The following is a 10,859-nucleotide window of genomic DNA, read 5'->3' on the forward strand; positions in this document are numbered from 1 at the left end:
TCCCTACCCCACACTCAGCCGCGCGGCCGCGCCCGGCCCGTAGCTGGCCGAAACCTGCGCCACCTCGACCTCGTAGAGGCCCGTGACCCCGTCCGAAGACTGTGCCGCCGCGGAATAGGTCCAACTTGGCGTCGTGGCGATCTCTTCCCGAACAAGTGCGCCACCTGACCGAATCCGGATCAGATAAGTCTCGGACTCCTCGCCCAGCGGCACGTCCAGCACGTCCCAATCGTCGCCGTCGAGCCGGGTTCGGCGCACCCAAGTGAACAGGTCATCGCCCCCGTGTCTTTCGACCTTCAGATGAACTGGAGCGTAGGGTCGCAGACCGTTTCCATCAAAGGCCTCGACCTTATGGACATAAGAATCGTCGTCGTATCCGCGAGTTGCGGGCCCGATCCGGTAGTGCCGCGCAATTCGGCGTTCGGTCCGCAGCAGGCTGGTCTGAAGAACCCTCTCGTCGAGCAACACGAACACGGAACCCTCCGGCCAGATTTCGGGCATGATTGCGTCCGTACCCAATTGACCGCGCAGGCGGCCAGACAGGTCATAAACACCGGGTTCCTGCAGGGCGGCATCCGCGAATTGAAACACTTCCCAATTTCCGCGCGTGCCGTCTCCGATCGCCGCCAAGTTGGCGCCGGTCAGAAGCGAGTCACGCGACCGCGACTGCAAGACGCCATCGACACTGCGCACGCGCAGCGGCGCACCTTCATCCCATACCCCTGCGCTCGCGGACGGCAAGGCGGATTCGGTGAACCCGATCACAGCCTGACCAGTCACCAGATCGCGCAACGCGTAGCCCTCGTCGGCGTCCGAAGAATAGACGGCGACGCTGCCTTGCCAGGGATCGGCCGTGACGGCCAGATAAGGCGCGTGCGGCTCCTCGGCGCCGGTAATGAGTGGCAGATCCAGAAAAATCGGAAGAACCGGGACTGGGGCCACAAAGGGTTGAGAGACAAACCCATCATCCGCCATATCGGACGGCGAATAGACCCCGGGCTCGATCCGCACGGCATCTGCCAGCTGGATGTCAGCCTGTTCCAACCTGTCTATGCGATACAGCGCACCGGCTCCCCCATTCCAGGATGGAAGTCGAACAATGTCGCCGGCGCCCAGATGCATCTGCGACGGCGGCAGCGCGAAGCGCGCGGTATTGCGCGCGACGCGGGCCTCGGCCAGCCACCGTTCGACCGTCTGCCGTCCTTCGGCGCGGGTCATCGACAGAGGCATTTCGTTCACGGCTACAGAATGGGTCCGATCATCGGGCAGCACGGCCTCCTCCGCTACCACATCGTGGTCCGCATCCGACTGAACAAAGCGCAGACGCACGCGGCCGGCCATTTCGGCCTCGGCTTCGCGCTGGTACTGGACCCTGCCATCGACCTCGGGGCTTTCCGCGACCTGATCCAGCGACAGATCAAATGCCTGGCGCCCGGCCCTCATGCGGAATGTCAGGACACCGTCCCGCTCGATCGCATCAAATCCGTAGCGCAGCATCAGTGGCTGAAGGGCCGCCCGCGCGTCCGAAACATCTTCGATCACGTATCCACGGACAACTCCGTCCAGCGCAGACACATCAAAATCGGAGACGCCTGCAGCCTGACAAATCTCGGCCACCACCGAGGCCAGTGTCCTGGCACCAGAACGTCCGTTCAACCAATGACCACGGGCGTAGTTTTCGCCGTCGCTCCACTGCGAACGCAGGTTCGGGAATGTCGGGTAAGGTCTCGCGTCCCACGCCCATACATAGGCGTTCGAAACGTCCACCATCGGACCATCGTAGATGTCCGAAACCGGGTTGATCTGCGGATCGGCCCAATATCCAAGAACTGCCTTCAAATACTGAACCTGAATGAAATCGTCGCGTTGACCGTTCGAGTATTTGGGCAGATCGGATTCCGAGGATTTCGGATCCAAAAACTTGTTGGGCTGGTTCGTTCCCTTGTCTATGGCCGCACAACCCAATTCCGTGAACCAGATCGGCTTTGATCCCGGAACCCAATCGGTCGGGTCAGCTTTGCGCACTCCTCCGATCCGTTCGTGGTGCAAGTTCGACCACCAGTTGCGGATGTCTTTGTATCGCCACACCCATGGCTCTGCATGTTCGCCGTCCTCGATCGGATACCTTATCTGCGCGTCCTGTTCTTCGGGTGTTGGATAGTACCAGTCGTATCCTTCACCGCCTTCGATGTTGCCGCGCAAATAATCCAGGTCGTAGATTGACCTAGCACCATCCAGCGCATCCAGATGCTCGTTGCCATCCCGCCAGTCCGAGACCGGCATGTAGTTGTCGATCCCGACGAAATCGATGTTTTCGTCTGCCCACAGAGGGTCCAGATGGAAGTATCGGTCACCGCTGCCATCGGCAGGCTGGTACCCGAAATATTCCGTCCAATCCGCGGCGTAGCCTATCTTGGTGTCTGGCCCCAGTATCTGCCGCGCTTCCGCCGCCAATGCCTTCAGCTGAGCAACGGCCGCGAACCCGGACGCGCCGCGTATCTGGGTAAGGCCACGCATTTCCGAGCCGATGCAGAACGCCTCGACCCCGCCTGCTGCCTTGCACAACGCCGCGTAGTGAAGAATGAAACGGCGCATGCTCCATTCTTCCGGTCCGGTATAGGTGACAGTGCCATTACCGATGATGAAATCCGAGGCTTGGGCTGCACCAAAAAAGTTTGCCACCTGAGCGTCCGCACCTGCGGTTCCGTCCAAGGACCCGGGGCGCCCCGGAGCCACGTCCAGCGTGATCCGGCCGCGCCACGGCAGATGCGGCTGATCGCCGGCATCCGACCATGGGTCTGGAAGACCATTACCCTGCATCTGATCCATCAGGATGAAAGGATAGAACATTACCCGGCTGCCGGAGCCCTTGAGGTGTTGAATGGCCTGAACCACCGACGCATCGGCCGGGGTACCGCCATAGACGGGTCGCCCGTCCACATGTTGCACGACCTGGGCCGATTTGCGCTTTAGCCCAGAGACTTTCCACGGCATGTTGGCGCCGTCCACGTCGTCGCGGATCACCTTGGGTCGAACGCTGCAAGCGCCGCAACGCAAGTCATCTCCGAACCAAGAGACCACCAGCGACGCAGCCTTGCAGCCCGGAAGTTCTTTGTTCAGGGCACGCACCGAGGCCACCAGATCGGGCTCGCCCGAGGGCGAATTGACGTTGGCGGCCCAGCTTTGGCCCGACCCTTTGGAATAGTTTACCTGCGTGCTGGCCAGCGTGTATTCCCCGGTGCCAGGCATCAGGGCCACGGCCCGGACAATCTGTTGCAATTCGGATTCGTAGTCTGGTGCGGATTTCTGATCAGGCCGAACAACCTCGAAAGAGAACTGGGGAACGCGATTGCCAAATTGCGCCAGCGGCAGGTCTTCAATCACAACATACGCAGTGCCGCGATAGGCCGGAACCGTTCCGGCACCTTCGATCGTTTCGATCAATGGATCCGGCAGCTGATCCTGGCTACCGGAATAAACCCGCATGTTCAGACTGTTGCGCTCAAGCTCTTCCCCATCGGCCCATATCCGCGCGATGACCGCGATCTCTCCGACGCCGACAGCAATCGCCAGTGATATCGAGTAGCTGTAGCTATGGGTGGTCGTGGTGACTTCGGCTGGTTTTGGCGTTCCTTTGCCGCCAGCAGACTGCGTAGACGTCGTGGTTTTGCGGGTCTCAAGGAAATCCGACGCCCAGATCACCTGCCCACCGACCCGCATTCGGCCGAACACGGTGGACAACGGCGCGCCCTCGCCTGTTTCCGTAAGTCTGAACCGGTCCAGCCGGCCAGACTCGACCACCTCGCTTCCGGCACCCATGACCGACTGGCTCATCAATCGCTGGTCGATAACCCGCCCGAGCGTCGCGCCGACTGCCCGGCCCACGATGACCGTTGACAGCCCAGCAACGGTTCCACCGATGGACCCGCCCAGCGCAGCCCCCGCCGCAGATAAAACTATCGTCGCCATCAGTTGCCCTCCAAAGGAAATTCAAAGCAGGCGACCACCCGGCGGCGCCAGGGGTCGCTCAGTGCGTTTTCGACAACGCCATGTCCGGAATAGGCATGGATGAAGCGTGGCACGGCGCCCGCTTCACTCACGATACCAAAGTGTTTGGCCACACCGGCATCGCGCATCCGGAACAGCAGCACGCATCCAGGGGCCAGAAAGTTGCGCGGACGTTCGACCAGATTGCGCCGCGCAGCCGCCCACATGCGCTCTTCGCCCTGCGGTTCGGACCAGTCCATGCTGTAGGTAGGCACCGCCTCGGGCTCGTGGCCGATGACGGATCGCCAGACGCCGCGCAGCAATCCCAAGCAATCGGTTCCCGCTCCCTTGACCGAGGCCTGATGCACATAGGGCGTTCCCAGCCAGCCTCGCGCTTCGTCCACGATATCCTGCGCCGTCACCATCACCGCCTGCTGCCTCCATTGTTCGCGTTGCCCTGTTTCGGCACGGCCATCACCCAGTCTTCGCTCGGCAGATCCGGAAAACCCTGGAAATTTATGATGTTGTTGAATTTCAACCGACAGGTCTCCATCCGCTTGTCGCAGCCCGCCAGCACCCGCACACGGTCACCGGCGGCCAGACCCGAGCCCAGAGCGGTCCAAAGGTGCAATTCCCGCCCGATCTTGATGCTTCGGTCCGTCTTCACCGAAGCCCAAAGACCCTGAGAGCGGCCGGTCAGCACATCGACGCGGCCACGTTCGAACCAGCCGTCCTCAAACGCCTCGGCACCCTGCAGTCTGAGGATCGGACCTTCGTCGATCTCCGCAATCTCGGCCTCGGCCCAGTAGCCGGGCGTCAACCTGTCGAAGCCGCAGGCTTTGTCACCCAAAACGGCCGTACAGGGTTTTTGGTAGATCCGCCCCAAGGGTCGGTTCAGAAGATCGGTCAGCCCGCGCAACTCGGCGTGAAACGCGCCCCCAGCGCGGCGCAGCTCGCCGATTGAGCCACGGAACTGCAACATGCGCTGTTCCGGCGCGGCCCAGTTGACCAGCCATGCTCGGACATCGGCACCGTCAAAGCGGCCGTCTTCGATATCCTCGTCGCGCACGGCCGCATCAGACAGCGCCCCCATGGCCTCGGAATTGTCGATCGACAGGCCCGTCGCCTGTTCGATGGCCGAGGCTGTGAGACCGGTGCTTGCCTTGAACACCAGCCCGTCAAAGGCCAATTCGCGGTCATGGTCGGTGAACCCGAAGGACATGCCATCGGTTCGGGTGATCGCCCAACAGCGGCAGACCGTAGTTAAACCGGACTGAAGATGGGTCAGCAATGCCTGCTTGTCGCCGCTCATCAAACCCGCACCTCCACAACAGGAACATTGGGCACGTCGCCTGCCTGAAAGCTGGCCACGCTGACCTGGATCCTGTCGGTGTCAAACCGCACCGGCACGTCGAACTCGAACCCTGCGGTCACCTCGACCCCCTCGGCCGGCGGGACCGCGAATTGGACCAGACCGCTATTGAGGTCCACCTCGAAATCGACGCCTTCGCGAGCCTCGTCCTGATCCAGCCCAATCTTGACCGTACCCTGCACCGGCTTGACGATGGGCCTGACATAGCTGACCCCTCCCGAGGCAAAGGTCTTGACCAGTTGGAATTCGGTCGTGACCCCGTCGCCTTGCCCGATCACCTGGTCCCCCTTGTCGACCCCGACGGATGCGGCGCAGGACTTGTAGTCCGACCAGTCCTTCCAGCGGAACCCGTACATCTGACCCTGACGCGCCTCGAAGAAGGCGATCAGCGTCTGGATGTCGTCCAGCGACCGCATCCCCAATCCGGCATCATAGCGCCGCCGCGAATGTGCCCAGGGCGTGTTGCGTTCCTCGAACCCGTTGGCCAGCGTCACAATATCCGTGCGCCGCTCGGGTCCACCGACCGAGCCGAAACTCAGGCTGGCGGGAAATCTAACTTCGTGGAAATTCATGTCCTGCTCCCTAAACTACCGGTTGCGATTGCCGCGCCCCATGGCACGGCTCATCTGGGCGGCGATCTGGCCCTGGCTGCGGCGGAAGCCCTGCACGTCGGGCGTGGTGATATTCATCACCACGTTCACCGCCCCTCCGCCGCCCGAGTTGCGCACGCCCAACTTGCCGTCGGGTCCGCGCGCCAGCGGCATGATCGCCTCGGGGCCGGCCTCGCCCATCAACCCGGTCGCACCGCGCATCGGAAAGGTGGTGGGCCCGGTGACCACGCCGCCATTGGCAAAAGGCATGACGCGCCCCTGCGCGAAACTGCCGCCATCGGCAAAGGGCAGCAGCCCCTGAACCAGGCCGCCGACCGTATTGGCCAGCATGCCGCCGAAATGATCCGTCACCGGCTTGATCGCCGCCGAATAGGCCGTGCGGATCATCGAGTTCTTGAGCACGTCCAGCGCATCCGACAGGTTCATTCCGTCCATAACCACGCCGTCGAAGGCCTTGCGAAGCCCGCTCGACATGCCGCGTTCCAGGGTGGCGACATCCTTGCCGGTCTCCTCAAAAGCGGCGCTGATCCGCTTCATCTGGGCGTCGAAGGCCGCCGCCATCGTGGCGGCATCGCCCAGGGCGTCGCCCAGCGCCTCGCCGCGCTCCTGCAGGTCGTCAAACCCGTCCCGATCCGTCATCACGCTCTCCTTGTATCTTGTCCGGCCAGGCGGCCAGCAACTTGTCCAGCCGCGCCCGGTTCATCGCCGGCATCCCGCGGCCCTGCCCCAGCATCAGCCGCAGTTCGGCCGGGGTCAGACGCCAGAACTGATCCGGCGTCAGCCGCAGCCCGTGCAGCCCGGCCCGCATCAGGCCGGGCCAGTCAAAGCCGCTCATGACTCACCCGGCACCATGAAGGCCCGCGCCAGCAGTTCGGCCGCCGCCCGCGCCGCGGCCATCGGGCCGCCCTCGATCTCGGCCCGCAACATGTCGGCGCGGGTCACATCCGTGCCGCCTCCGCGCAGCCCCGCAACGATCAGCCCCAGCACGTCGCCACTCGAGTAAGCGCCGCTCTCGAACCGCTGCACCAGTTCGACCAGTGACCCGGCACCCAGCTCCTGCTCCAGCTCGGCCAACGCGCCCAGCGTCAGCTTCAGCACCCGGCGCTGGCCATAGACCACCAGCGCCACCTCGCCTGTCCACGGATTGACCATCACAGCGCCGTAAAGGTCAGGGCGCCGGCGCTGGCCAGGCTCATCTCATAGGTCGCCTCGCCATTGTGCGAGCCCGAATACTCGATCCCGGTCACCTGGAACGGTCCTTCGACGATGCCGAAATCGGGAATGATCACCTGGAAGGCGGGCGTTTCACCGTCAAAGAACAGCTGCCGCGCGCGTTCATCCGTGCCGGCGTTCTTGAACACGCCCGATCCGGAAATCGAGGCCGACTTGACCCCCGCCCCCGATAGCAGCTCGCGCCAGCCGCCCTGGCTTTCCAACGAAGTGACATCCACGCTTTCTGCGTTGAAACTGATCCGCGTGGCCCGCAGCCCCGCGATGGTCTGGAACAGACCCGTGCCGTTCATGTCCACTTTGACCAGCAGGTCCTTACCGTTCTGGGCACCCATTTTCTCTCTCCATTGATTGCTTAGTTGTCTTCCACGCGGGCGCGGAATCTCAGGTCGATCTGCCGGATCGCGCCACCGGTCCCGGTGCGCCGGGCCGAGGCCCGCTCGAACCACAGCCCCACCAGCCGCCCCCGATCCAACGTCAGCGGGGCGCCGTCCAGCGCGTCGCACACGGCCCCGGCCAGCGTCTTGGCCGCGCCGAACCCGGCCGCCTCGGACACCACCGACACCGTGAAACGATGCAAAGTGCCCTGCCCCGTCTTGTCCGAAGCCTCGCGCACCTCCTCGGGGCCAAGCGTCACGTAGGTCTGCGGAACCGTCCCCGAAGGCACCGCGTCATAAATCGCGCCACCGCTCAGCGTGCCCACCTGGGCATCCGCCACCAATTGCTGGAACACCGCCGCCTGCAGCGCCGCCGAAACGCCATAGCTCATGCCGCCACCTCCTCATCCGCGAAACAGGTCAGATATCGCCCGGCCGCGTCGTATTCGGCCACGGCGCGGATCACGAAGCGCCGATTGCCCTCGCGAAACCTCTGATCGGGCGCCGGGCGCATCGACGACCCCTCGGGCGCGCCGCGCATGACGATGCGGTAACTCACGCGCGACACCGGAACATTCGCGATCGCGCGCTCGGTTCCGGCCCGGGCAGTCACCTCGGCCCACAGCGTGCCCAGCGGCGTCCATGTCTGGGCATAGCCCCCCGCACCGTCGGCCACCCGCACCGGCGCCTCCAGCACCAGCTGCCGGTTTAGACGGGGCGCGCTCATTGCATCACCCCCGCGCCGAAGCGCACCATGCGATAGCGCTGGATCAGGCTGGTCACGCCGAAGGGCATGCAGCCGTCGCTCAAGCTGGTCTCGTCACGATACTCGTAGTAATGCGCCGCCAGCAGCAGCACCGCCTGCCCCAGATCCGCCGGCAGCCCGCCCCAGTCCGCCGCCATCCCGGCCGTCAGCGCGATGGTCACCTCTCCACCGGTGGGAATGGCGGGCAGGCAAGCCCCCATCGGGCGCAGGCAGGGGCGCTGGTTGTCGCGCTCCAGGCGGTAAGTCCCGGGCGCCACCACCTGCTGGGTGCCCCGCGCGTCGGTCAGCGTCACCGCGTCGATGCTCGTCACCGGCGCGACCGGCAGAACCTCGCCCACGTCGTTGCGCCAGCGGCTCAGGGTCCAGGTGAAACTGCGCGATATCAGCACCTTGCCCGTGCGCGCCTCGATCGCGGCCATCGCCGCCCTCAGGAACCCTTTCAACACGTCGTCCTGCAGGCCGGTCTCGGCAAATCCCGTGCCCAGCCGCAGATGCGCCTTGAATTGATCCACCGGCAGCGCCGCATCCGCGATGGCGGTTTCTTCGATCAACATCATCCATTCACTCCGCAATCTCGGACCCCTCCGGGGGCCGCATCCTTGGAAAATGGCGGGCACGCGCCGCCCCACGTTGCTCGGACGGAGGGGAGCAGCTAGACAACGCGGGGGATCTCACCCCGGCCCGCGCCCGCCGCCCGAGGGACCGGCCCACCGGCCCCCCGGATCCGTCACCACTTAGGCGGTGCCGAGTTTCACCAGCTTGATCGCGGCAAAGTCGCTGATGTCGCCGCCCACGCGCTTGGTGGCATAGAACAGGACATGCGGCTTGGCGCTGAACGGGTCGCGCAGCACGCGCAGGTCGGGGCGCTCGGCGATGGTGTAGCCGGCCGAGAAGTCACCGAAGGCGATCGAGAAGCTGTCGGTGCCCGGATCGGGCATGTCCTCGGCGATCAGCACGGCATAGCCCATCAGGCGCGCGGGCTCACCCGCGGCTAGGCCGTCCGACCACAGGAAGCGGCCGTCGGCATCCTTCAGCTTGCGGATCACGCCGGCGGTTTTTGAGTTCATCACGAAGGTGCCGTTCACGCGGTACTGCGCGCCCAGCGCATAGACCACGTCCACGATCGCATCCGCGTCGATGCCGCCCGCGACACCGGTGGGCACGTAGCCCAGGTTGCCCCAGGTCCAGACATCATTGTCCACCGCCGGATGGCTCAGGATGCCCTTGGGCTTGTCGATGCCGTCACCGTTGATGAAAGCCGCCGCCTCGGCGCGGGCGAACTTGTCAGCGATACGGCCGGCCAGCCACCCCTCGACGTCGAATGCGCTGTCATCCAGCAGCCGCTGCGAGGCCTTGGGCAGCGCGCTTAGCTCGTGCAGCGGGATCGAGATGCGGTCGATCGACGGGGTGCCGGTCTCGGCGGCGGTGGCGTTCTCGGCAGCCCAGCCTGCGCCCACATCGGTATGATCGATCAGCACGTCGAACGAATTCGCCTCGACATTCACGACCGACGCGATCGAACGGATCGACGCGGTGGATTTCAGCACCGACTTGATCATCTCGGCGGTCTGCGGATCGACAAGGTAGCCGCCATCGCTGTTGACGGCCGTCGACAGCGACTTGGCCTCGATCTCCAGCCCGCGCAGGGCATCGTCATCGCCCGAGCGCACATAAGCATCAAAGGCCTTCTGGTGCGGCGCCTCCTCCAGGGTCGAGGCCGCAAGATGCGGGCGCGCCGCGATGGTTGATTTACGATCCAGCATGGTCAGTCGCTCTTCTGTCTGTTGCAGTTTGTGTTGAACTTCAGCCTTCAGGCCCTTGAATTCTCTTGCGAAGCCAGCCATCGCCTGCTTCACCTCCTGAACCAGGGGCACACCCTCTCCGGTCAAGGCCGCGGTCTCGGTCTTGCTCATCAGCACTTCCTTTCTGGGTGGGGGTTGAGGCGCGCTAGGGTCGCGCCAGCTCCTGCCGGGCGTTCTCGAACACCTCGGCAATACTGCGCCAGGTGTCCTCGGCATCGGGGTCCGTCCCCTTTGCCGCCACCCGCGCACTGGGCAGCATCGGGAAGGTCACCAGCGACACCTCCCACAGCTCCAGTTCCGTCAAGAGCCGCCGGCCCTTGTCATCCTTCACGGCCCGCTTGGTGCGATAGCCGATCGACAGCCCGTCCAGCGCACCCGCGCGGATCAGCTCGGCCGCTTCGCGCCCCTTCTGGGTGCTCTCCAGCAACCGCCCCTTGACCCACAGGCCGCGCTCATCCTCGCGCACCTCGTCCCACACGCCGATGGGCTGGGCCGGGTCGTGCTGCCACAACATCTTGACCCGCTGACCGGCCGCCTTAAGCCCGGCCAGCGACGCGGCATAGGCACCTTTCTGCACCACGTCGCGGCCCTGATCGACCTGGCCGAACAGGCTGGCATAGCCCTCGATCACCGCGTCTTCGGTCACCGACAGCCCATCGCCGAACCGCGCGAACTTGCGTTCCAAATCCATGAACAACTCCTCGTAAGCCACTG

General features: G+C 64.4%; 13 protein-coding genes. All 13 read right to left on the bottom strand.

Annotated elements, in window-relative coordinates; translation table 11 throughout:
- Positions 1-3: 3 nt before the first annotated feature.
- The 13 genes from ACR0JC_RS04335 to ACR0JC_RS04395 all read right to left on the bottom strand — a co-directional run bounded on the left by ACR0JC_RS04335 (position 4) and on the right by ACR0JC_RS04395 (position 10,836).
- On the bottom strand, positions 4-3,969 hold the full coding sequence (locus ACR0JC_RS04335; protein WP_170338604.1) for a baseplate multidomain protein megatron: 3,966 nt from the start codon (positions 3,967-3,969) through the stop codon (positions 4-6).
- A complete protein-coding gene (locus ACR0JC_RS04340) occupies positions 3,969-4,412 on the bottom strand; it encodes a C40 family peptidase (protein ID WP_170340028.1) in 444 nt (147 codons plus the stop codon). Before ACR0JC_RS04340 ends, ACR0JC_RS04335 begins: the two co-directional genes overlap by 1 nt.
- Positions 4,412-5,299 (bottom strand): DUF2163 domain-containing protein, encoded by an 888-nt coding sequence (locus tag ACR0JC_RS04345; RefSeq protein ID WP_170338602.1) that lies wholly within the window; start codon positions 5,297-5,299, stop codon positions 4,412-4,414. Before ACR0JC_RS04345 ends, ACR0JC_RS04340 begins: the two co-directional genes overlap by 1 nt.
- Positions 5,299-5,931, bottom strand: coding sequence for a DUF2460 domain-containing protein (locus ACR0JC_RS04350; RefSeq protein WP_170338601.1), 633 nt, complete (start codon positions 5,929-5,931; stop codon positions 5,299-5,301). The genes ACR0JC_RS04345 and ACR0JC_RS04350 overlap by 1 nt, the downstream gene beginning before the upstream one ends.
- Positions 5,932-5,946: 15 nt before the next feature.
- Positions 5,947-6,609, bottom strand: a complete 663-nt coding sequence (locus ACR0JC_RS04355) for a phage tail tape measure protein (protein WP_093962991.1) — start codon at positions 6,607-6,609, stop codon at positions 5,947-5,949.
- Positions 6,587-6,805 (bottom strand): rcc01693 family protein, encoded by a 219-nt coding sequence (locus tag ACR0JC_RS04360; protein WP_005982488.1) that lies wholly within the window; start codon positions 6,803-6,805, stop codon positions 6,587-6,589. The genes ACR0JC_RS04355 and ACR0JC_RS04360 overlap by 23 nt, the downstream gene beginning before the upstream one ends.
- Positions 6,802-7,122, bottom strand: coding sequence for a gene transfer agent family protein (locus tag ACR0JC_RS04365; RefSeq protein WP_170338599.1), 321 nt, complete (start codon positions 7,120-7,122; stop codon positions 6,802-6,804). Before ACR0JC_RS04365 ends, ACR0JC_RS04360 begins: the two co-directional genes overlap by 4 nt.
- Positions 7,122-7,535 carry a phage major tail protein, TP901-1 family gene (locus tag ACR0JC_RS04370; RefSeq protein WP_170338596.1) on the bottom strand — a complete coding sequence of 138 codons (414 nt, stop codon included), beginning with the start codon at positions 7,533-7,535 and terminating at the stop codon, positions 7,122-7,124. The genes ACR0JC_RS04365 and ACR0JC_RS04370 overlap by 1 nt, the downstream gene beginning before the upstream one ends.
- 20 nt (positions 7,536-7,555) lie before the next feature.
- Positions 7,556-7,969, bottom strand: a complete 414-nt coding sequence (locus ACR0JC_RS04375; protein WP_170338594.1) for a DUF3168 domain-containing protein — start codon at positions 7,967-7,969, stop codon at positions 7,556-7,558.
- Positions 7,966-8,304 (bottom strand): phage head closure protein, encoded by a 339-nt coding sequence (locus ACR0JC_RS04380; RefSeq protein WP_170338592.1) that lies wholly within the window; start codon positions 8,302-8,304, stop codon positions 7,966-7,968. The genes ACR0JC_RS04375 and ACR0JC_RS04380 overlap by 4 nt, the downstream gene beginning before the upstream one ends.
- Positions 8,301-8,900 carry a head-tail connector protein gene (locus ACR0JC_RS04385; RefSeq protein WP_170338590.1) on the bottom strand — a complete coding sequence of 200 codons (600 nt, stop codon included), beginning with the start codon at positions 8,898-8,900 and terminating at the stop codon, positions 8,301-8,303. The genes ACR0JC_RS04380 and ACR0JC_RS04385 overlap by 4 nt, the downstream gene beginning before the upstream one ends.
- A gap of 177 nt (positions 8,901-9,077) precedes the next feature.
- Entirely contained in the window at positions 9,078-10,256 is a 1,179-nt protein-coding gene (locus tag ACR0JC_RS04390) for a phage major capsid protein (RefSeq protein WP_170338587.1), read from the bottom strand.
- A 34-nt stretch (positions 10,257-10,290) separates the two neighbouring features.
- Entirely contained in the window at positions 10,291-10,836 is a 546-nt protein-coding gene (locus ACR0JC_RS04395; protein WP_170338585.1) for an HK97 family phage prohead protease, read from the bottom strand.
- Positions 10,837-10,859 lie beyond the last annotated feature (23 nt).

It is taken from the genome of Ruegeria sp. CH5 (assembly GCF_056537025.1).